The organism is Deinococcus depolymerans (genome assembly GCF_039522025.1).
Taxonomy (GTDB): domain Bacteria; phylum Deinococcota; class Deinococci; order Deinococcales; family Deinococcaceae; genus Deinococcus; species Deinococcus depolymerans.
Window position 1 is genome coordinate 116,971 of sequence record NZ_BAAADB010000014.1, and the last position, 20,803, is coordinate 137,773.

The window sequence follows — 20,803 nt, forward strand, 5'->3', positions numbered from 1 at the left end:
CGGCTCAGGGGCGCGGGTGCCCGTCCCGCGCCAGCAGTTCGGAGAGGGCGTTCGCGTCCAGGCCCCCTTCGGGCAGCACCCGGCCGTTCTCGCGCAGCAGGTAGGCGGTCAGGTCCAGCACCTCCTGCGGGGTCAGGCTGCCCCGCAGTCCGTCCGGCATGGTGTCGCGGATCAGGTCGTGCAGGCCCAGGGGCGGCATGGACGCGAACGCCGCCTCGAAACTCTCGCCGCGCAGGCTGGGGCCGCTCAGGCCCTCGAGGCGGTCGCCGTGGCACATGGCGCAGGCCAGGACGTACAGCGTCTCGCCGCGCACCTGCTGCGCCTGGGCAGGCGTGGGGGGCGTGGCGGGCGCGCCGGTCGTCACGCCGGCCAGGGTCAGCAGGGACAGGGTCAGCAGGGCCAGCGGAAGGCGCGCGGTGGTGGGCAGGAACACGTCCGGCACTGTACCGTGTCGCGGCAGGTGGCCCGCGCTCCGGCGTGCGGACTTGCACCGGGTCAAGACCGCGCGCCGCGGCCGGACGATGTATACAATCCGGCCTTGTCCCTGTAGGCTGGACGTGTGCTCTCCCTTCAGAAAGCGGCCAACATTCTGGGTGCTTTCAGCGCCGAACAGCCCGAATGGGGCGTCCGGGCGCTGGCCTCCCATCTCAGCGTGCCCCGCGCCACCGCGCACGCCTACCTCGCCGGCCTGACCGAGGCCGGTTTCCTGCGCCGCACCCCGGCCGGCAAGTACCGCCTGTCCTGGCACCTCGCCGAGATGGGCGCCCAGCTGACCGCCTCGCTGCCCTGGTTCCCGGAGGCCCGCGCCCTGATCACGCGCCTGGCCCTGGAAGTCCGCGCCGTGGCGTTCCTGTGCATCCTGGAGGGCGAGGAGGTCGTCGCCACCATCCGCGAACGACACCCGGACGCCGACATCGACCTGCCGCTCGACGTGTACCTGCCCGCCACCGCCACCGCCAGCGGCAAGATCCTGTACGCGCACGCCGACATCACGCCGCGCAGCTTCGCCGCCTGCACGCCCAGCTCCATCACCTCCCTGGACGAATGGAAGACCGAAGTGGCGAAGGTCCGCCGCCTGGGCTACGCGTACTCCATCGAGGAATGGATTCCCGGCCAGTGCACGCTGGGCGTGCCGTACCACGCGCTGCACAGCGGCCTGAACGACGGTCACATCGGCGACACGGTGGTCGCCGCCATCGGCGTGCAGATGAGCGCCGAACGCTACCTGCGCGAGGAACGCAGCATCCGCGAACGCGTGCTGCAGATCGTCCGCGAGGCCGAAACGCTGCCCTGACCGCCCCTCACGCTCGGCCCCCCCACCCTCACAGCCGAATGCATACGGACTCGGCTGCAGGGAGGAGCGGGACGGGTTCCGATCTGTCATACGGACTCCGATTGAATGGCTTACAAAGCCGTTCAATCCGAGCGGATGCGAGAAGGAGCAAAACGGGCTCCGGACGTGGAGTTAACAGATCGGTGGTGTTCCGATCTGTTAACGAAACAAACGGAGTCCGTATCAGTCGGCCGCTCCCCCAGCCGGCGGGGACGACGGGGGCGCCGCCAGCGCCTGCACCTCGGTACGGAGCGCCTCCAGTTCCAGTTGCAGGGCCGCCAGTTTCTGCCCGGCGTCGTTCAGCCGCGTCTGCTCCTGCGCCGTGAACTGCGTGAACGGCCGCACCGCGTCCCGCAGCCGGGTATCCGCCCGCTCCTGCTCACGGCCATACTCGCTGCGCACGATCCGCTCCAGGGCCTCGCGCAGCGCCGCGACCTTTTCCCGCAACTGCCGGTGCGCCTGCAGCCGCTTGTTCGGCAGCACGAACAGCCCCAGGCTGCCCAGCGTCAGGCCCGCCAGGATCCCACCCGTAAAATCCAGCGCGGACGCCCCGATCAGGGCCCCCAGCCCCGCCCCGATGCCCAGACCGCCCGCCAGGCCGCCCACGGCGCCCTTCATGGCGTCCTCCGCGTCCCGCGACAGCTGCCGCGCCAGTTCCGTCTGCGTCGTCGCCTCCAGATGCTGCTGCGCGCTGCCCGCAATGCCCTCCAGCAGCGCCGCCCGGTCGTAACTGAAACGCGTCCGGGCCACCGCCGACTCCGGCTGCCGCCGCGCCAGGAACACCTGCACGTCCTCCCAGAAGCCCAGGTTCACCTCCACGAACCGGTCAATCATCGTCCCGAACTGCCGGTCGATCGCGTCGGGCAACTCCGCCACCGCCTCCCGCCGGAACGCCTCCTCCAGCTCCCGGCCGTTCAGCAGACCCCGCAGGTTCCCGAACCGCAACTTCTCGTCGATGAACCGGTCGGCGCGCACCTCGAACTCGCTCAGCAGGCGGTTCACGCGGTTGAGCTGCCCGTCCAGCTCCCCCAGCGTGCTCTCCTGATGCGCCCGCTGCCGCTCCTCCAGTTCGCGCAGCACCCCCAGGTCCTCCGCGAGCGTCTGCCGGGCCGCCGCCCCCCGCGCCTCCTCGCCCGCCAGCAACTCCGCGACCGTTCCCAGCGGACTCAGCAGCTTCAGGCGCGTGCGTTCCACCTCGGACAGCCGCACGCGCAGCACCTCCCGCAGCGCGTGAAAGCCCACGTCCCCGCCCCGCTGCTCGGCCCGCGCGCTGACCAGCAGCACCGGCGGCGTCAGGCCCAGCACGCCCCGCGCGCCCGCCTCCACGAACGCCCGCACCTGCGCCTTCTGCTCCGGCGTCTCCAGCAGGTCCGCCTTGTTCACCACCATGACCACGCTGCGGCCCCAGCGCGCCGCCAGCGACAGGAACTGCCGCTCGGACTCCGTGAACGGCCGGTCCGCCGACGTCAGGAACAACACCAGATCCGCCCGCGGCAGGAACCCCTCGGTCAGCGCCTGATGCTGCCGGATGATCGCGTTCGTGCCCGGCGTGTCCACCAGCGCCACCCCCTCCAGCGACGGCAGCGGGTACGTCAGGCGACTCACGAAGGGATCGCGGGTGGCCTCCATCTGCCCCGCCACCTCCCCGTTCACCAGCACGTAAATCCGGTCCGTGGTGGGCGTCACGCCCTCCGGCAGCACCGACGCGCCCAGCAGCGCATTCACGAACGAACTCTTCCCGGCATTGAACTCCCCGACCACCACCAGCAGGAACGCCTCGTCCAGCGCCCGGCCCGCCACGCGCGCCGCCTCCACCGCCTCCGGCGGCGCCCCCTGCCCCACCAGCAGCCCCAGCACGTCACCCAGCAGCGCCCGCTCACGCCCCAGCAGCTCCTGCACCCGACTCGACACCAACATGCCAGACAGCCTACCCGGCCCCACCTGACCACACCTTCAGCAAACCCCCACCACCCACTGCCCCCGAACAGGGGCAACCCACCCGAACAGGTGCACCACAACGGGCGGAAAACCCCGTCAGTGTGCGAATTTGTGCATCCCCTGTAAGGCTTCAGGTGGCACGCTGAAGGCATGAATGACCACCCGTCACCCGCCACCAGAAGTCTCGACCGGTCCCTCCGGCTGCGGCGCCCGGCCGGCCATGAGAGCGGCATGACCACCATCGTGACCGTCCTGGGCGGCTGCCTGGTGATCGCGGTGGTGCTGTCCATGACGGCGACCGTCACGCTGAACAGTCAGCGCAACACCAACGACAACCGCCTCAGCCTGGAAGCGCAGTACGCGGCCGAATCCGCCCTGGCCCGCGCGCAGGCGCAGGTGGACCTGTACGCCCGCTCGCTGAACAGCATCGTCATTCCGCAGGGCACCCAGCAGAGCAGCATCCTGAACCAGCTGGGCGCGGTGTGCGGCCTGGCCAGCGCCGTCACGCTGCCGCTGAACATTTTCACGCTGCCAGTCGCCGGGCAGAAACTGTGCGACATCCCGCGTCTGAGCGGCAGCGCCCTGGACAACCAGCTGACCTTCTTCCGCAACAACGTCGCCAAGCCGGCCAGCATGAGCGACGACGCCTGGAAAGCCTACTGGCGCAACATGTTCAGCGGCAAGGACGCCGTGCTGCTCAGCAAGACCACCGCCACCCCCAGCACCGCCACCGGCACCCTGAACACCGAGGTGAAGGGCGGACTGACCCTGACCGAGGTTCGCGTCTACCCGGACAACACCCTGCGGGTCCTGCTCAAATCCAACCCGGTGATCTCCAGCACCACGCTCGAAAGTGGCGGCCAGGTTGTCGCGCAGCGCACCTACTCGGCCGGCAGCCTGCAGGACCGCGAGATCAGGGTCTCACAGCCTCCCTTCTCCGAGTACCAGTACTTCGTCAACCGCCGCACCCTGCCCACCGGGGGTCGCCTCGTCTTCTGGGACGAGGACACCTTCGAGGGCCGGGTTCACGCCAACGGCGCCCAGGGGAGCACCGCTCCGCTCTTCTATGCCGCCGCTGCCAACACAGGCCCGCGCTTCCTCGGGAAGTACACCGCGACCTCCCCCACCCTGGAATACTCCACGACCAACAAACCCTCGGCCAGCACCATGTTCAAGGGGGGGTATCAGCTCGGGGTCCCCTCGGTCGCCCTGCCCAGCAACGCGAACGACCAGCGCCTCGCGGCGGCCGGAGTACAGGCTGGCGAGTGCACGACCACGACTGCCCTGTGCTTGACGGCTAAATTCGGCGCGGCCAGCGCGACCACGAACGGCGTGTACTTCAGTTCCGGCACCGCCACCGCCAGCAACACCGGCAGCGGCTTCGGCAGCAACGGCACCGGCGGCATCTACGTGAAGGGCAACGTGGACGACCTCAAACTCTCCAAGAACGGCAACTTCCAGCGGATCGAGATCGTTCAGGGCAGCAAAACCACGGTGTTCGAGCAGACCAGCTCCACGGCCTGGACCGTCAGGGAAAACGGCGTCGTCAAGAAGACCATGACCAACAGCACGTTCAACGGGATGGTCTTCGTGGACGGGGCCATCGGTGACCAGAACACCAAGGGCAGCAAGGGCCTGCGCGGTGATGGCACGGACACCCCGGACGTCGCGGCGGAATCCCAGCTGACCGTGGCCGCCGCGGGCGACATCTTCATCAAGGACAACCTGACCTACACCGACAACGCCAAGGACAAACCGGACTCCAGCAACGTGCTCGGCGTGTACTCCGAGGGGGGCAACATCAAGGTGAACGGCCCGGCCAACCAGGACATCACCATCGACGGCACCCTGATGGCGAGCGCCACCGGCAAGGGCTTCGGCACGGTCGATTACACCACCCTGCGCACCACCGGCACCACCACTCCCAAGATCAACCTGACCGGCGGCATCATCGAGGAGCAGTCGCAGGGTGTCGGTCAGGTCGGCACGCCCGGGCGCGGCTACTCCCGCAACTTCAAGTGGGATGACCGCCTGGGCAAGGGGCTCACGCCTCCCTTCTTCCCCACCCAGGGGCAGTACGAGGCGACGCCCAACTTCGCCAGACTCAGTGACCCGCAGAACTTCCGCGCCGAGAAAGACCAATGAACCGGGCGGCTGCCACGCGACCGGCGCACACCCAGGGATTCACGCTGATCGAGATCCTGATCGTGATCGCTGTCCTCGGAATCGCGCTCGCCATCGCCGGGAACAGCCTGCTGGGATACCTGCAGTCGCAACAGATGCAGGAAGGAGCCAGACAGGTCGCCGGGGACATCGAACGGGTGCGCAGCGGCGCCATGCGGTACAACAAGGACGCCACCTTCGAGGTCATCAGCAGCACGTCGTACCGGATGACGGTGAACGACGTCGCGGAAACGGTCACGTTACCGTACGGGTTGCAGGTCACCAGCACGCCCGCGAACGTCAAGTTGACCTACAGCGCCCCGTACAGTGAACTGAGCGGCGCGGCCGCCACCATCGTTGTGAAACGGTCCAGCGGTACGACACAGAAGACACTCCGCACGGTCGGCGTGACGGGAAAGGTGGTTCAGGATGGATCGTAAGACACAGGGATTCACGCTGCTCGAGGTGCTGATCTCCATCGCCCTGCTCGCGATCGTGCTGGCCATGGTGAGCGCCTCCCTGACCGGTCTGTTCCGGTCCAACCGGCAGAGCGAGCAGCGGCAGAACAACACGGTCCGCGTACAGGAACTGGTTGAGGACCTGCGGCGTCACTGGCTGGACCCCGCGGCCATGACCTCGCCCGCCGGGACCCGGGGGGATTACCGCCTGGCCCGCTCGTGCACCGAGAGCTTCCCCGTACCCACCGACATGACGGTGACCGTCTGGGACGTCACGCCAAACCCGGACGGAACGTTCACCGTCAGCAGCAGTTACGGCCTGAACACCAACTGCTCGGCGGCCACGGAGCGGCCGGCGAACAGTGTCCGGCGGGTCCGGGTACAGTCGGGCAGCGCCAATGGGCCGGCAGCCGAGCTGACCTTCGAGATCTACGGAGGCTGATGTGAAACCCACTGCCGGACTGACCCTGATTGAAATCCTGATCGCGCTGGCCCTCTCGCTGCTGGTCCTGAGCGCCGCGTACGCCCTGACGACCAGCACGGCGCAGGCCAACGCGGTCCTGACCACGCGGTCCCAGCTGACCTCGGAGGCGACGGTGGCCAGCAGCCTGCTGAGCGCCCGCCTGCGTGAGGCCTGCGCCGTGTTCCCGCAGAACACGGCGGTTACCCTGCCTGCGGGCGTAGCCGGCACCAAGAATGCGGCGAACACGACCGTCTGGCGGGTGGGCACCGATCCCTTCGTTGCGTTCGTCGTGCCGGCCAGTACGGTATCGGGCAGCACTCCCATGCTGTACGCCTACTACCTGCTGAGCCGCGCCCGGTACAACGAGCAGATGCCGGACACCCAGGACATCCCGGCCAACAGCGCCGAAACGTCCCAGGTGCTGATGGAATTCGAGGTGCCGGTCACGGCGGCAGCCTGCACGGCACCGCTGACCGTGGCAGTCGCGCCGGCAACGAACGCACAGGCGCTGCTGCTGGCCGAGTACGTGCGCACCCCGACGACTGCCGAACCCCTGTTCACCTCCGAGTCCGATCAGGCGATCACGTACCGCCTGCGCTTCCAGAAGGCGTCCGGCAGTTCCGTCACGGTGCTGCCCATCCTGTCCCAGACGCCGATCCGGGCATCAATCGTCGGCCGCAACGTTCGCTGAGCCTTCCCGCTGCGATTCCGCACAGCCTCCGTACAGCCTCCGTACAGGCGGCCCTCCGACAACACACTCGGAGGGCCGCTGCTCCGTCGCGTCTGATACGGACTGCCGTTTGTTTCGTTCACGGAACACCACCGATCTGTTAACTCCACGTCCGGAACCCGCCCGGCTCCTGCTCGCCTCGCTCGGATTGAACGGCTTTGTCAGCCATTCAATCGGAGTCCGTATGATCCGGACTGCCGTTTGTTTCGCCGACACTCCGGAACTTCACCGGATGGCCAGCTCCACGTCCGGAGGGGCGTTTCTCTCCTTCTCTGCGGCGCAGCTCTCCGAGTCGCATCCGCTCGGACCCAGCGGGCTTTGCCTTTCAGGATTCACCCCACTTTGTTTTTCACTGTGGGCGGTAGAGTGTGGGGGTGACTTGGCTGAAGCCGGTGGATGTGGGTCGTGACGCGCAGTCGGCGTACGGTGAGTTCTTGCGGGATCTGGAGGCGCGCCTGTCGGATCCGGGAACGGACCGGTTCGTGCTGGCGCGTGAGGTGCTGGCCGAGGCGATGTATGGCCGGCCCTACGCGGCGCTGCTGGCGGACGCGCCGCTGGCGGCCCTGAACCTGGACGCGCGGAACGTGACGTTCGAGGCGGAGTACTACCTGGCGACGGACGCGGCGCAGTTTGAGCGGGTCAAGCCGCTGCTGTGGCTGTGGAAGAACCTGGACCTGACGCCGGTGGGGCAGAATCCGGTGCTGGGCATTCCGGTGCGGCGGGTGCTGGCGGAGCGGATCTTCCGGCGGGTGGGGCGGGATTTCAAGTGCTGGCAGAACGTGGAGTTCAGCGTGGGGTACAACATGGAGGTCGGGGATGACGTGGTCGTTCACCGGCATGTGCTGCTGGATGACATCGGCGGGATCGAGCTGCACGACCGGGCGAGCATCAGTGATTACGTGAACGTGTACAGCCACACGCACAGCGTGCTGGACGGCCCGGACGTGACGTTGCGGCGCACGGTGATCGGGCGGGGAGCGCGGATCACGTACCATTCGACGGTTCTGGCGGGCAGCGTGGTCAGTGATGACGCGATGCTGGCGACGCACGCGCTGCTGCGCAGTGATATTCCGCCGCATGGGATTGCGATGGGGGTGCCGGCGCGCACGACGCGGTTCAAGGTGCGGGGGCCGCAGGAGGTGCTGGTGGATTCGCGGTCGTTCGTGCGGGCGCCGGACCGGAAGGCGAACCCGGAGTTCCCGGAGCCCACGCCGAATCAGACGCGGGTGGCGTCCGAGGATGAGGTGGCGGGACGCCGCGTGGTGACCGGGGAACGCTGAGCGGGTCGTCGTGAACGGAGCGGGCCGCCGGCATTCCTGACCGGCGGCCCGCTCTCTGCTGGTGGTTACAGCAGTTCTCCGGATGGCGGCATTCGGAACAGCTGACGTCTGGTACGGGTTCCGTTTGTTTCGCCGACAATCCGGAAGTTCACCGGACTGCCAGCTCCACGTCCGGAACCCGCCCGGCTCCTCCTCTGCGGAGCAGCTCTACGAGTCGCATCCGCTCGGATTGAACGGCTTACAAAGCCATTCAATCGGAGTCCGTCCGATGCCTCCATTCTCTGCTTCGCCGCTGTTCCCGTCCGTCCGGCCCGTCAGCATTCCCCCGCTCTCCTGCGGAGCGTTCCAGGTCCGCTCGGCCAGACAGACTGCATCTTCATGGCAACTGCTCTACAGCGTGGTGTGTTCACCCGGCGCCAGGATGCGGATGTCCACGCCGCGCGCCTGTCCCTCGCGCTGGAAGACGGCAGGGTCGCCGGTCAGGGGCGGGAAGGTGCCGTAGTGCATGGGGATGGCGACGCGGGGGCGCAGCAGGTCGAGGGTGCGGGCGGCTTCCTCGGGGCCCATGGTGTAGTGGTCGCCGATGGGCAGGATGGCGGCGTCGAGGCCGCGGTCCCCGATGAGCTTCATGTCGCTGAAGAGGTTGGTGTCGCCGGCGTGGTACACGCGCTGGCCGCCGAGTTCGATGATCAGGCCGGTGGGCATGCCGCCGTAGGTGCCGTCGGGGAAGGAACTGCTGTGCCAGGCGGGAGTGAGGGTGACCTGGCCCCAGTCGGCGCGGTAGGTGCCGCCGATGTTCATGCCGGTCGCGTGGGTCGCGCCGTGCTGCTGGGCGTACCCGGCGATCTCGGCGGTGGCGATGACCGGGGTGCCCCGGCGGGCGAAGTCGAGGGTGTCGCCCCAGTGGTCGCCGTGCGCGTGGCTGATCAGGACGGCCGTGACGTTCCAGTTCAGGGCGTCTTGCAGGCTGATGGTCGCCTGGGGGTTGCCCTGGATGAACGGGTCGATCAGCAGGCGGTGGTCGCCGCTTTCGAGCATGAAGGTGCTGTGGCCGATGAAGTGAATGTTCATGGGTGTCTCCTGTCCAGGGAGGTCGGTGTGTTCCGAGCCGGTTCGGGGCTGGGGGGGGACGCCGGACCTGCCCGGGGGACGCCTGGGCGCCGCAGGACTTCATCTTGCGGGTTTCTTCAGGTGAAGTCTGGGGGCCGGCGGACGGTGTGGGGAGCGGGTCAGGCCGTATAGTGGGCGCGCAACGCCGCCTGTTTCCGTCCCGTTTCTTGAAAGGAGTGCCGTTCACGTCATGCCCACCCCCTTCGGTCAGGTGAATGTCCGGGACGTTCTGGACATCCTGCTGGTCACGTTCCTGGTGTACCAGGGGTACCTGCTGGTGGCGGGGACGCGGGCGGTGAACGTGGTGCGCGGCATTCTGGTGTTCGCGGGGGTGTGGGTGGCGGCGCAGGTGCTGAACCTGCCGACCCTGAGTTACCTGCTGGGCCGGGCCGGGACGGTGGGGATCTTCGCGCTGGTGGTGCTGTTCCAGCCGGAGTTGCGGGCGGCGCTGGAGCGGGTGGGGCGGCCCCGCGCGCGGGAGGTGGGCGCGAGCGGCGCGGCCCTGCAGGACCTGGCGCGGGCCATGGAGCGGCTCGCGGAGCGCAAGACGGGCGCGCTGATCGCCATCGAGCGGCGCACGCCGCTGGGGGAGTACGCGGCGACGGGCGTGTCGCTGGACGCGCTGGTCAGCGTGCCGTTCCTGGAGGCGCTGTTCGCGCGGAATGCGCCGCTGCATGATGGGGGCGTGATCGTTCAGGGTTCGCGGGTGATTGCGGCCGGGTGCCTGTTCCCGCTGCAGTCGAGTGACGGCACGTACCGGCGGTACGGCACGCGGCACCGCGCGGCGATCGGGCTGTCGGAGTTGACGGACGCGGTGGTGCTGGTGGTCAGTGAGGAGCGGGGCAGCATGCGCATCGCGCTGGGGGGGCGTCTGGGACCGGACCTGAACGGCACCGAGTTGCGTGAGCAGCTGCGGACGCTGGTGTATGACCGCACGGCGTTCCTGGCAGCGCCGGTGACGGGAATGGCCGGGGACGGGCCGGGGGACGCGGAGCGGGACGCGCCGGCCGGGGGGGCGCGGTGAGGGGCGGGGGCGTGCGGCTGGAGAGCCTGCGGCGCTGGCTGGACCCGCGGTACGCCTGGGCGCGGGGGACGCACAACCTGGGGCCGAAACTGCTGGCGCTGGGCGTGTCGGTGACGCTGTGGTTCGTGGCGACCGGGGACCGGCGCGCGAACGTGGAGCAGGGGTTCGACGTGCCCGTCACGGTGCGGGACACGACCGGGAACGGGCAGGAGAAACGCGCGACGAGTAACCTCAGTCCGTCGTCGGTGCGGGTGACCCTGCGGGGCCGTCCGGACCGGCTGCGGGAACTGCAGGCCGAGAACATCGAGGCGGTCGTGGATGTGACGGGCGTTCCGGAGGGCAGTTTCACGCAGCCGGTCACGGTGACGGCGCCGAACGGGACGGAGGTGCAGCGGCAGACGCCGGCGCGGGTGCAGGGGTTCCTGGACACGCAGGTGACGCGGACGCTGCCGGTCACGCTGAGCGTGGCGTCCCCGCCGGAGGCGAGCGTGCCGCGGTACGTGGTGCTGCCGGCCGAGGCGGGGGTGTCCGGGGCGGGTCGGGTGGTGTCCACCGTGGCGCGGTTGGTGACCAGTCCGGCGGCGCTGGCTGCCGGGGCCGAGCGGGAGGTGCCGCTGGTGGCGCTGGACGCGGCGGGCCGGCCGGTCGAGGGGGTCACGGCCAGTCCGTCGACGGTGACGGTGCGCCGCCTGGATACCGGGGAGTTACCGGTGAAGACGGTGCGGGTGGTGCTGAACGATCCGCCGCCGACGCTGCGGGTGACGGCCGTGAGCGTGCAGCCGAGCACGGTGCGGGTCGTGGCGGCGCCCGAGCTGCTGGCGCGCCTGCGGGAGGTGGCGGGCACGGTCACGTACCGGGTGGGGACGTACACGGGGGCCGTGCAGCTGGCCGTGCCGGCGGGCGCGCAGGCGCTGGAGACCGTGAACGTGCGCCTGACGGTCGAGCGGGTCACGCCGTCGGCGCCGTAGGCGGGCCGCGGGGGGGGCGTCGCCCCACCGCCGGAAAGTGACCTGGAAGTCAGCGGGGCGGGGGGAGCGCGTCGTATAGTCGGAGGCATGATGTGGAGAAGCGGCCACATGCCCCTGTGATTGCCCAGCTCCTTGTACCCCGGCACCCTGTGGCGGAGTGGACCGGCTGGGAGGAGCGCGTGCGTCTGATGGTCAGACCCAGGCGCTATGAACACGTGCTGCGCGTGGCGGAACTCGCCGCGCAGATCGCGCTCGCCAACGGGCTGGACGACATGCGGGCCTACGCGGCCGGGATCCTGCACGACATCGCGCGGGACCTGCCGGACGCGGAACTGCTGCGGCTGGCCCCGCCGGAGTGCGAGATCGACGCCGGGCACCCGCTGGCGCTGCACGGCCGGGCAGCGCGGGTCCTGCTGGAACGCTGGGGGTACCAGGACCCGGTGGTGCTGGACGCCGTGGAGGATCACACGACCGGCCCGCGCGGCGGGAATCCGGTGGCGGCCTGCGTGTACATCGCGGACGTGTCCGAGCCGGGCCGCGGCGTGAACGCCGACATCCGCGAGCTGGCGCTGCGGGACCTGAACGCGGCGCTGGAGCGGGCCATCGTCTCGAAGGTCACGTACCTGCAGGGGCGCGGCATTCAGGTGCATCCGCGCACGCTGCAGGCCTATCATGCGCTGCCGTGCATCGCCCAACAGTCCCCGCCGGAGTCGACTCCGCTTCCCCGCCGCCCGTGACCGGCCCCTCGTCCACCCCGGGCGCGCCCCGCATCGCCGGGCTGCGCGCCCTGCAGGCCTTCGGCCTCACGCTCTCCTGCCTGTCGCTGGGGGGCTTCGCGCTGCTCAGCGGGGCCGGCCGGACGGCCGCCTCGTCGGTCATGCCGGGCGCGGCGCCGCAGTTCACGGTGCTGATCGCCGGGCGGGACATCGTTTACTGCTACTACCAGCAGCCCTGCAAGAACCAGGACCAGCGGACCGGGCTGGTGCAGCCGCCGAACACCGACACGGTCATGCTGGTCAAGGTGGACGGCGCCCGCGTGCGGGTGCTGAACATTCCGCGTGACACGAACGTCGGGCCCTTCGACCGTTTCGGGTCCATCGCGGCGCAGAAGGTGAACAGCCAGTACTTCGCGGGCGGCCCGGAGGCCCTGACGCGGGCGGTGGAGACCATCACGGGCGAGCGGGTGGACTCGTACGTGATTGTCCGTACCGATTACGTCGAGCGGGTCATCAACGCGCTGGGCGGCCTGGACGTGACCGTCCCGGAGGGCGGCATCGAATGGATCGATCAGGCGGCGGGCGTGAACCTGCAACTGCCGGCCGGGCCGCACCACCTGGAGGGCAAGGAGGCCGTGCTGTTCCTGCGGGTCCGTAAGGGTTTCGGGGACGATTACGGCCGCATTGACCACCAGAAGCAGGCGCTGACGCAACTGGCGGGCCGCCTGAAGTCCGCGCAGGGCCTCGCGGCGCTGCCCACCATTCTGGGCGGCATCGGGAACGGCGTGGAGACGAACGCAGACCCCAACACGCTGGCGGCGCTGCGGCCCTTCCTGGGCCAGCTGAAACTGAGTTTCGCGACGCTGCCCACCGACGAGATTCCCGGCACGTTCAATCTGGCCGTGAACCGCGAGCGGCTGGCCGCGCTGTGGGGCGACACGCCCGCCGCGGTCACCGACGCGCCGGCCGTGAAGGTCACGGTCGTGGACGCCAGCGGCGCGAACCTGGGAGCGGGCCTGAAGACGGCCCTGACCGCGCTCGGTTACCCGGACGTGCAGGTCACGGTCGCCCCGGCCAGCCAGGAGGCCAGTCAGGTGTTCACGCAGCAGGACGTGGCGCAGGCCGGGGCGCTGGCCGACCTGCTGAACCTGCCGCGCCTGCAGGGCGAGCGTTTCCCGGTCGCGCCGGGTGAGGTGGGCGTGCTGCTGGGCCGCGACGCGCAGGGCAGCCTGGCGCAACTGGCGGCGCTGGGCGGCCCACCCGCCACCCCCCCCGACGGGAATTAAGCCGTCCAGCCGCCTGTTCCGGCCCGGCACGTGAGCGGCGTCGCCTTCGGCGTGGCGCGGACCTGTACACTGACCTGTTGCTGCGCCGCCCGCCGTCCGTTCACGGCCGGTCCAGACCGGCCCGCCATGAGGCCGGGGCCGCGCTCACCGCGCCGAGACCGGCGCCCCTGCCCGCCCCGGCAGCGCCCGCCGCGCCGCCCCCCGACCCTCACCACCCCCACCCGGAGTACCCATGACCCCAGACACCACCACCCTGAAGCAACTGCACGCCATCGTGGACGCCGCCCGTGAACGCCGCGCCGAGGACGTCACCGTGCTCGACCTGACCGACGTCAGCTCCACCCTGGAGTACTTCGTGATCTGCACCGCCACCGCCGGGTTGCAGCTGAACGCCGTGCAGGAGAACATCCGCGAGAAGGCCATGGCCGCGGGCCTGCCCCGCCCCAGCGTGGAAGGCCCCAGCGAACGCTGGCTGCTGCTCGCCTTCGGCGGCGGCGTGATCGTGCACATCATGACCAAGGACGCCCGCGAGTACTACGACCTCGAGGGCCTCTGGAGCGACGCGCGCGCCATGGACTTCCCGGAAGCGCAGACCGGCACCACCGCCTGACCCTGCGGCGCTCCCGACCGGCCCTCCCCCAGCGGTGAGGGCCGGTTCCCATCCTGGGTCAGTTCAGGCATACGGGCGCCGGACGTGGAGTTGACGACCCGGTGCCGTTCCGGGTTGTCAACGAGACAAACGGAATCCGTTTCAGGCGGGCGGGGCGGGCAGCGCGGCCTGGATGCTGCCGGGCAGTTCGCGGGCCACGCGGTCCAGGGTGCGGCTGGCGGCGGCGCGGATCATCTTCTCGAAGGCCGCGCCGCCCCAGCCCTGCGCGTCGGGCGTGGCGAGGTGCGCGCGGAACTGGAAGGTGAAGTGCAATGCGGGGAGCAACTGCAGGTCCGTGCCCTCCGCGCGGGCCTGCCCGGCGACCTCCACCCAGGCGCGCTCGCCGCTCAGGGCCTGCGGGATCAGGTTCGCGCCGTCCGGCGTGAGGCTCAGGAGGCTGTGGAACGGCAGGTCGGCGTCCCCCAGGCCCGGCAGCGGCACGACCAGTTCGCCGCGCACGCCGCCTTCGCCGGCGCGCAGGTCCCGCAGGAAGCGCAGGCGGCCCAGCGCGCGGGCGGGGTCACGCACGAACGCCAGCGCGTCGGCGGGCGGGCCGGGGTACGGCAGCGTGAAGGTCTGCTCGGCGTCGAAGATCACGCGGGGCTCCGGCGGGCGGTCAGGGTCAGTCCACCCATTCGATCACGACGCGGTTCTCGGCCAGCGCGGCCTGCAGTTCGGCGTCCCCGGCGCTGCGCAGGCGCGACAGGTGCGCGAAGCGGGGCGTGGCCGACGCGAACCCCAGCCGGACGATCACGTCGTCGCTGGCCTCGTCCTTCCCGATGCGCCAGACCAGCTGCCCGCCGAGCGCCTCGAGCTGACGCAGCAGGTCCGGCGTGACCGGGGGGTCGCCGTTCGGGTCGCCGGGCAGGTCGCTGGGAAGGTCGGCACTCATGCGGGTCATTGTACGCGGCGGGCCCCGGCGGGTAGAACAGGGAACATGACAGACATGACCGACGATCCCGCTGCCGGCCTCAGCTGGCGCGCCCTGGAGACCCGCGTGGGCCTGGACAGCCTGCCGGTCTTTCACCGGGCGTTCCTGACTTGGCGGGGCGTGGAGGGTGCCGACGGCATGCCGCTGCGGCGCGTGCAGCAGCGGGTGGAGGCCGAACTGAACCGGCTGGTGCAGGCCGGGCAGGCGACCCGCAGCGGCGAGGACTGGCAGCTGCGCCCGGACGCCCTGGCCGGCTTCGAGGCGGCGCAGGCGTTCCTGGACTGAGGAGCAGCCCGTATCCTGTGGGGATGACTGCCTTCCTGCTTCTCCCTGCCGCCCGCCCGGAGTCCGTATGAGCCTGCGCATCCTGGGCGGCAGTGCCAAGGGCCGCTCGCTGGAGGTTCCGGCGAGTGCGCGGCCCAGCGGCGCCCGCATCCGCAAGAGCCTGTTCGACCTGCTGGCCGCCCGGCTGCCGCGCGGCACCTTCCTGGACATGCACGGCGGCAGCGGCGCCATCGGCCTGGAGGCCGCCAGCCGCGGGTACGGGGTGACGCTGATCGAGATGGACGGCCGCGCCGTGAAGGCGCTGGAGGCGAACGCCCGCGCGCTGGGCCTGCGCGCCCGCATCCTGAAGGGCGACGCGCAGAGCCTGATGCCCGCACTGGGGCCGTTCGACATCGTATTCAGCGACCCGCCGTACGACGTGGACATTCCCGCGCTGGCCGCGAACCTGCTCGCGCGGAACGTGGTGCGGCCCGGCGGGCTGCTGATCTGCCAGCACCCGGACCGCACCCGCCTGCCCGAACGGGCCGGGTACACCCGCGAGGTGCGCGAGTACGGCAGCAACAGCCTGACCATCTACGAACGCGACGAACCCTCTGACGGGCCGGAAGCCGGGGCGGCCGACCTGCCCGAAGGCGGGACCGGCGGGGCGGAAGTAGGGTAAGGTGACGGGGCTATGAACGCTGTCTTTCCCGGATCGTTCGATCCCATCACCAGCGGGCACATGGACGTCCTGACGCGCGCCGCGAAGATCTTCGACCAGGTGACGGTCACGGTCATGCACAATGCCCGCAAGCAGGGCCGCCACCTGTTCACGCTGGAGGAGCGCATGGACATCCTGCGCGAGGCGACCGCGCACCTGCCGAACGTCCGGGTGGACACCTTCGGGGGGCTGCTGGTGGACTACATGGCCCGCCAGGAGCCGGGCAGCGTGATCCTGCGCGGCCTGCGGGCGGTCAGCGACTACGAGTACGAGTTGCAGATCGCGCACCTGAACCGCCAGATCGGGGACGCCGAGACGGTGTTCATCATGGCCGCCACCCGCTGGAGTTTCGTGAGCAGCTCGATGGTCCGCGAGATCGCCAGTTACGGAGGGGACGTGAGCGAGATGGTCCCGCGTGCCAGTGCCAGCGCCCTGCGCCGCAAACACGCCGACGTGTACGCCGAACGCGAGGCCGAGAAGCAGGAGCAGCGGCAGACGCAGCTGGGCTGAGCGCGCAGCAGGGAGGGGGCCGGACACCACTGGCGTGTCCGGCCCCCCCCTCCTTCAGTGCGCCCTTATGCGGACTGCCGTTTGTTTCGCCTACAATCCGGAACAGCACCGATCTGTCAACGCCACGTCCGGAACCCGCCCGGCTCCTCCTCTGCGGCGCAGCTCTCCGAGTCGCATCCGCTCGGATTGAACGGCTCTGTCAGCCATTCAATCGGAGTCCGTATTACTGTCCGGCGGCGGCCCTGAGCGCCTCTGCCTTGGGCGTCTGCTCCCAGGGGAATTCCGGGCGGCCGAAGTGGCCGTACGCGGCGGTCTGCGCGTAGATGGGCCGCTGCAGGTCCAGTTCCGCGATGATCGCCTGCGGGCGCGCGTCGAAGTGCGCGGCGATCAGCGCGGCCAGCTGCTCGTCGCTGACGGTGCCGGTCCCGTAGGTGTCCACGCGCAGGCTGACGGGGCCGGCGCGGCCGATGGCGTACGCGATCTCGACCAGCGCGCGGCGGGCCAGTCCGGCCGCGACGACGTTCTTGGCGATGAAACGGGCGTAGTACGCCGCGCTGCGGTCCACCTTGGTGGGGTCCTTGCCGCTGAAGGCGCCGCCGCCGTGCGGGACGGCCCCGCCGTAGGTGTCCACGATGATCTTGCGGCCGGTCAGGCCGGTGTCGCCGTGCGGGCCGCCGATGACGAAGCGGCCCGACGGGTTGATGAAGTACTTGGTGTCGTCGGTCAGGTACTCGGCGGGGATCACGGCGCGGATGACGTGTTCGAGCATGTCGGCGCGGATCGTTTCCTGCGTGACGTCGTCGCTGTGCTGGGTGCTGATCACGACCGTGTCCACCAGGGTCTGCGTGGCCTCGTGGGGTTCGCCGTCGCGGACGACCGTGACCTGCGCCTTGGCGTCGGGGCGCAGGTACGGCAGGGTGCCGTCCTTGCGCAGTTCGGCGAGGCGGCGCGTGAGTTTGTGCGCGAGGCTGATGGGCAGCGGCATCAGTTCCGGGGTCTCGTCGGTGGCGTAGCCGAACATCAGGCCCTGGTCGCCCGCGCCGACCATGGAGTGCGCGTTGGCCGGGTCGGCGCGCTGCTCGGGGGTCATGGCGCGCCACTCCTCGCTGGTGTCCACGCCGGTGGCGATCTCGGGGCTCTGCTCGTGAATGCTGACCAGCACGGCGCTGTACTCGGCGTCGAAGCCGTAGTTGGCGCGGGTGTAGCCGACCTGCTTGACGGCCTCGCGGACGGTCTTCTGCACGTCCACGTGCGCGGTCTCGGCGCGCACCTCGCCGGCCACGACGGCCATGCCGGTGGTCAGGAGGGTCTCGACAGCCACGCGACTGGTGGGTTCCTGGCGCAGGAACTCGTCGAGGATGCTGTCCGAGATGAAGTCGGCGAGCTTGTCAGGGTGCCCTTCGGACACCGATTCCGAGGTGTAGTACTTCCGCATACTGACTCCTTGCGTGCGGGGGGGCGTCTCACAGAACCGCCTGGAGAGGGATGTCGCTGCGGTCCCCGCACGGCGCGGCCCGGCCCGGATCAGCTGAAGCCGGACGGGAGGGCCGTGTCGCTCCGCAGCGTACCGCACCGCGCGGAGGGTGAAAAGGACGAAAAGCCAGGGTTTCCCCCGTTCCGGGCCGGGCCGCGCGGGCCCTGACACGGGGCTGACCGGAGGGCTCAGAATGAGGGCAATGAGCCACGTCGTTGTCATCGAGGATGAGGGGACGGTGCGGGACGTCCTGCGCTTTCACCTGGAGCGGGCGGGGCTGCGGGTCACGGCCCTGGCGTCGACGGCCGGCGCCCTGGACGCCCTGGGCGGCGCGGACGCGCTGGTGCTGGACTGGATGCTGCCCGGCGAGAGCGGCCTGGGGTTCCTGCGCCGCCTGCGGGCCGACGCGGAACTGCGCCGCCTGCCGGTGCTGATGCTGACCGCCCGCGCCGCCGAGGCCGAGCGGGTCGAGGGGCTGGAATCCGGCGCGGACGACTACCTGACCAAGCCGTTTTCAGCGGCGGAACTGGTCGCGCGGGTGCGGGCGCTGCTGCGGCGCACGCAGCCGGAGGTGCCGCCCACCATGACGAACGGCCCGCTGACCGTGGACGTGGGCGCCGCCGAGGCCCGCGTGGGCGGCGCGCGCCTGAACCTGACCCGCCGGGAGTTCGACCTGCTGGCGTTCCTGACGCAGCACGTGGGCCGGGTGTACTCGCGCACGGAACTGCTCGACCGGGTGTGGGGCGCGGACTTCCTGGGCGGCGAGCGCACGGTGGACCAGCACGTGACGCAGCTGCGCGCGCACCTGGGGGACGATCCCAGCCGTCCCGGCTTCCTGGAGACGGTGCGCGGCAAGGGCTACCGCATGCGCCCCTGGACGGACGCCCCGTGACGCCGCCCCTGCCCCCGGAGGCCGGCCCCGTGACGGCCGAGGCGTCCGGTGACGCGTGGATGGACGCGCTGCCGCAGGCGGTCCTGCTGACCCGCGCGGGGCTGGTCACGCGCGTGAACGCCTCGGCCGCGCGGCTGTGGGGGGTGCCGCAGGAACGCGCCTCGGGCCGCCCGGTGCTGGAAGTCGTGCGCCGCCACACCCTGGAGACGCTGCTGGAACGCGGCGGGGAACTGGAACTGGAGGTCACGGGCCGCACCCTGCGCTGCGCGGCCACCCGCAACGGCGAGTACGGCGCGCTGATCGTGGAGGACGTGACCGAGCACCGCCGCCGCGAGGCGGAGCTGCGCGAGGCGACGGCCGTGCTCTCGCACGAGTTCCGCACGCCGGTCGCGGCGCTGCGCGGGGTGCTGGAGGCGCTGGAGTACGACATGCCGCGCGACCTGTCGCAGAATTTCGTGCGGCAGGGTCTGCAGGAGACCGAGCGGCTGGCGCGGCTGGTCGAGGACCTCGCGGTGGGGTTCCGGCCCACGCGGGCGCGGACGCTGCCGCTGGCCGAGGCGTTCACGCGGGCCGAGCGGCTGCTGAGCGCCGAACTGCAGGCGCGCGGGGCGTCCGTGACCTTCGGCGCGGATCACCTGGTGCGCGCCGACCCGGACAAGCTGCTGCAGGTGCTGCTGAACCTGATCGAGAACGCCCTGAAGTACGGCCCGGCCGGGCAGCGGGTCGAGGTGGCCACGGCCGAGCGGGGCACCTGGGTGGAGGTCAGCGTGCTTGACCGCGGCACGCCGATTCCCGATACCGAGAACCTGTTCCGGGCGCACACGCGGGGCCGCGCGGCGACCGGGCAGGGCAGCGGCATGGGCCTGTACATCGTCCGGAGCATCGTGCAGGGCTGGGGCGGGCAGGCGTGGGCGGAGCGGCGCGGTGACGCGAACGCCTTCTGCTTCACGCTGCCCGGCGTGGGCGGCCTGGGCCTGTAGGTGCGTTCCGGCGTGCCCTGCGCCGCTGTAGGTGCGTTCCGGCGTGCCCTGCGCCGCTGTAGGTGCGTTCCGGCGTGCCCTGCGCCGCCAGTCCAGTCTTCCCTTCCTGCCTCCGGCCGGGGCGCTGATCGCGCGGTGACACGCCGGCCCCCGCAGAGTGATACGTTCATGAACAGGAGTTCCCATGCGTGAAGCCCTTGAAAACGATCTACGTGCCGTCCTGAACGGCGCCCTGAACATGCTCGGCACGGTCGAGCGGATGCTGCCCGTGGCGGCCGACGTGCTGCTGCGTGAGAACGTGGACCGCCTGCCGGAAGTCAAGGCCCTGGACCGCGAGGTGGACGCCCAGGAGGCGCAGATCGAGGCCGAGTGCCTGCGGATCATCGCGCTGCACCAGCCGGTCGCGCGGGACCTGCGGATGGTCGCGCTGATCCTCAAGAGCCTCAGCGACATCGAGCGGATGGGCGATTACGTGGTGCATGTCGCCGAGGACGGCGCGGAGCTCGCGCAGGCCCCGGCCCTCAAGCGCTACGTGAACCTCGCGCGGATGCTCGAGCGGCTGGGCGAGATGAGCGAGAACCTGCGTACCGCCATCGCCGACCGTGACGTGACGCGCGCCGAGGCGACCGTGCAGATGGACGACGAGGTCGACGACCTGTACGAGCAGATCCAGCGTGAACTCGTCACGTACATGCTCGAGGACCCCCGCAACATCAGCAAGGCGCTGATGCTGATGCGGGTGGGCCGCAGCCTCGAACGCGTGGGCGACCACATGGAGAACATCGCCGAGCGCGTGCGTTACTGGGTGACCGGGCAGCGCGAGGGCTGAACGCCGTCCTCCGGCGCGGGCCACTCCTGGTTGGGGGTGGCCCGCGCCGTTGCCGGGGGCGCGGCGTTACTGGGCGCCCGGCGC

23 protein-coding genes are annotated in these 20,803 nt (G+C 70.4%); 17 read left to right on the top strand and 6 right to left on the bottom strand.

Annotated elements, in window-relative coordinates:
• Positions 1 to 4: 4 nt before the first annotated feature.
• Positions 5 to 433: a c-type cytochrome gene (locus ABDZ66_RS09295; RefSeq protein WP_343758090.1), complete on the bottom strand. Its 429-nt coding sequence runs from the start codon at positions 431 to 433 to the stop codon at positions 5 to 7.
• Positions 434 to 559: 126 nt separating this feature from the next.
• On the opposite strand from ABDZ66_RS09295, the gene ABDZ66_RS09300 reads away from it, so the two are divergent.
• Positions 560 to 1,294 (top strand): IclR family transcriptional regulator, encoded by a 735-nt coding sequence (locus tag ABDZ66_RS09300; RefSeq protein WP_343758092.1) that lies wholly within the window; start codon positions 560 to 562, stop codon positions 1,292 to 1,294.
• A 222-nt stretch (positions 1,295 to 1,516) separates the two neighbouring features.
• Here the strand turns inward: ABDZ66_RS09300 and ABDZ66_RS09305 are convergent, their stop codons facing one another.
• Positions 1,517 to 3,250, bottom strand: a complete 1,734-nt coding sequence (locus tag ABDZ66_RS09305) for a dynamin family protein (RefSeq protein ID WP_343758094.1) — start codon at positions 3,248 to 3,250, stop codon at positions 1,517 to 1,519.
• A 252-nt stretch (positions 3,251 to 3,502) separates the two neighbouring features.
• On the opposite strand from ABDZ66_RS09305, the gene ABDZ66_RS09310 reads away from it, so the two are divergent.
• The 5 genes from ABDZ66_RS09310 (at position 3,503) to ABDZ66_RS09330 (ending at position 8,365) form a co-directional block, all read left to right on the top strand.
• Positions 3,503 to 5,416 (top strand): hypothetical protein, encoded by a 1,914-nt coding sequence (locus tag ABDZ66_RS09310; RefSeq protein WP_343758096.1) that lies wholly within the window; start codon positions 3,503 to 3,505, stop codon positions 5,414 to 5,416.
• Positions 5,413 to 5,874, top strand: a complete 462-nt coding sequence (locus ABDZ66_RS09315; RefSeq protein ID WP_343758098.1) for a prepilin-type N-terminal cleavage/methylation domain-containing protein — start codon at positions 5,413 to 5,415, stop codon at positions 5,872 to 5,874. The genes ABDZ66_RS09310 and ABDZ66_RS09315 overlap by 4 nt, the downstream gene beginning before the upstream one ends.
• The gene (locus ABDZ66_RS09320; protein ID WP_343758100.1) at positions 5,864 to 6,334 is read left to right on the top strand and encodes a prepilin-type N-terminal cleavage/methylation domain-containing protein; all 471 of its coding nucleotides are present in this window, start codon (positions 5,864 to 5,866) and stop codon (positions 6,332 to 6,334) included. The genes ABDZ66_RS09315 and ABDZ66_RS09320 overlap by 11 nt, the downstream gene beginning before the upstream one ends.
• Before the next feature lies 1 nt (position 6,335).
• Complete coding sequence (locus ABDZ66_RS09325) at positions 6,336 to 7,046, top strand: prepilin-type N-terminal cleavage/methylation domain-containing protein (RefSeq protein ID WP_343758102.1); 711 nt, start codon at positions 6,336 to 6,338, stop codon at positions 7,044 to 7,046.
• 413 nt (positions 7,047 to 7,459) lie between these two features.
• Positions 7,460 to 8,365, top strand: a complete 906-nt coding sequence (locus tag ABDZ66_RS09330) for an acyltransferase (protein WP_343758104.1) — start codon at positions 7,460 to 7,462, stop codon at positions 8,363 to 8,365.
• A gap of 390 nt (positions 8,366 to 8,755) precedes the next feature.
• Here the strand turns inward: ABDZ66_RS09330 and ABDZ66_RS09335 are convergent, their stop codons facing one another.
• Entirely contained in the window at positions 8,756 to 9,436 is a 681-nt protein-coding gene (locus ABDZ66_RS09335; protein ID WP_343758106.1) for a metal-dependent hydrolase, read from the bottom strand.
• Positions 9,437 to 9,665: 229 nt separating this feature from the next.
• Between ABDZ66_RS09335 and cdaA the strand changes: the two genes are divergently transcribed.
• The 5 genes from cdaA to rsfS all read left to right on the top strand — a co-directional run bounded on the left by cdaA (position 9,666) and on the right by rsfS (position 14,079).
• Positions 9,666 to 10,499, top strand: coding sequence for a diadenylate cyclase CdaA (gene cdaA / locus ABDZ66_RS09340; protein ID WP_343758108.1), 834 nt, complete (start codon positions 9,666 to 9,668; stop codon positions 10,497 to 10,499).
• An 11-nt stretch (positions 10,500 to 10,510) separates the two neighbouring features.
• Positions 10,511 to 11,467 carry a CdaR family protein gene (locus ABDZ66_RS09345; RefSeq protein WP_343758110.1) on the top strand — a complete coding sequence of 319 codons (957 nt, stop codon included), beginning with the start codon at positions 10,511 to 10,513 and terminating at the stop codon, positions 11,465 to 11,467.
• 188 nt (positions 11,468 to 11,655) lie between these two features.
• Positions 11,656 to 12,204, top strand: a complete 549-nt coding sequence (gene yqeK / locus ABDZ66_RS09350) for a bis(5'-nucleosyl)-tetraphosphatase (symmetrical) YqeK (protein ID WP_343758112.1) — start codon at positions 11,656 to 11,658, stop codon at positions 12,202 to 12,204.
• On the top strand, positions 12,201 to 13,469 hold the full coding sequence (locus ABDZ66_RS09355; protein ID WP_343758114.1) for an LCP family protein: 1,269 nt from the start codon (positions 12,201 to 12,203) through the stop codon (positions 13,467 to 13,469). Before yqeK ends, ABDZ66_RS09355 begins: the two co-directional genes overlap by 4 nt.
• A gap of 232 nt (positions 13,470 to 13,701) precedes the next feature.
• Positions 13,702 to 14,079, top strand: coding sequence for a ribosome silencing factor (gene rsfS / locus ABDZ66_RS09360; protein WP_343758117.1), 378 nt, complete (start codon positions 13,702 to 13,704; stop codon positions 14,077 to 14,079).
• A 141-nt stretch (positions 14,080 to 14,220) separates the two neighbouring features.
• On the opposite strand, the gene ABDZ66_RS09365 is transcribed toward rsfS, so the two are convergent.
• Positions 14,221 to 14,715 carry a DUF3809 domain-containing protein gene (locus ABDZ66_RS09365; RefSeq protein WP_343758119.1) on the bottom strand — a complete coding sequence of 165 codons (495 nt, stop codon included), beginning with the start codon at positions 14,713 to 14,715 and terminating at the stop codon, positions 14,221 to 14,223.
• Between the two features lie 25 nt (positions 14,716 to 14,740).
• Positions 14,741 to 15,010: a DUF3248 domain-containing protein gene (locus ABDZ66_RS09370; RefSeq protein ID WP_189065281.1), complete on the bottom strand. Its 270-nt coding sequence runs from the start codon at positions 15,008 to 15,010 to the stop codon at positions 14,741 to 14,743.
• Positions 15,011 to 15,055: 45 nt separating this feature from the next.
• Here ABDZ66_RS09370 and ABDZ66_RS09375 point away from each other — a divergent pair, with 45 nt between their 5' ends.
• The 3 genes from ABDZ66_RS09375 (at position 15,056) to coaD (ending at position 16,544) form a co-directional block, all read left to right on the top strand.
• Complete coding sequence (locus tag ABDZ66_RS09375) at positions 15,056 to 15,334, top strand: hypothetical protein (protein WP_425544415.1); 279 nt, start codon at positions 15,056 to 15,058, stop codon at positions 15,332 to 15,334.
• A 67-nt stretch (positions 15,335 to 15,401) separates the two neighbouring features.
• Positions 15,402 to 15,995 (top strand): RsmD family RNA methyltransferase, encoded by a 594-nt coding sequence (locus ABDZ66_RS09380; protein WP_343758122.1) that lies wholly within the window; start codon positions 15,402 to 15,404, stop codon positions 15,993 to 15,995.
• Between the two features lie 12 nt (positions 15,996 to 16,007).
• Positions 16,008 to 16,544, top strand: coding sequence for a pantetheine-phosphate adenylyltransferase (gene coaD, locus ABDZ66_RS09385; RefSeq protein WP_343758124.1), 537 nt, complete (start codon positions 16,008 to 16,010; stop codon positions 16,542 to 16,544).
• A gap of 223 nt (positions 16,545 to 16,767) precedes the next feature.
• Here the strand turns inward: coaD and metK are convergent, their stop codons facing one another.
• The gene (gene metK, locus ABDZ66_RS09390) at positions 16,768 to 17,979 is read right to left on the bottom strand and encodes a methionine adenosyltransferase (protein WP_343758126.1); all 1,212 of its coding nucleotides are present in this window, start codon (positions 17,977 to 17,979) and stop codon (positions 16,768 to 16,770) included.
• Between the two features lie 241 nt (positions 17,980 to 18,220).
• On the opposite strand from metK, the gene ABDZ66_RS09395 reads away from it, so the two are divergent.
• The 3 genes from ABDZ66_RS09395 to phoU all read left to right on the top strand — a co-directional run bounded on the left by ABDZ66_RS09395 (position 18,221) and on the right by phoU (position 20,719).
• Positions 18,221 to 18,910: a response regulator transcription factor gene (locus tag ABDZ66_RS09395; protein ID WP_343758128.1), complete on the top strand. Its 690-nt coding sequence runs from the start codon at positions 18,221 to 18,223 to the stop codon at positions 18,908 to 18,910.
• Positions 18,911 to 18,969: 59 nt separating this feature from the next.
• Entirely contained in the window at positions 18,970 to 19,890 is a 921-nt protein-coding gene (locus tag ABDZ66_RS09400) for a sensor histidine kinase (RefSeq protein ID WP_343758154.1), read from the top strand.
• Between the two features lie 184 nt (positions 19,891 to 20,074).
• Positions 20,075 to 20,719, top strand: coding sequence for a phosphate signaling complex protein PhoU (gene phoU / locus ABDZ66_RS09405; protein WP_088248791.1), 645 nt, complete (start codon positions 20,075 to 20,077; stop codon positions 20,717 to 20,719).
• Positions 20,720 to 20,803 lie beyond the last annotated feature (84 nt).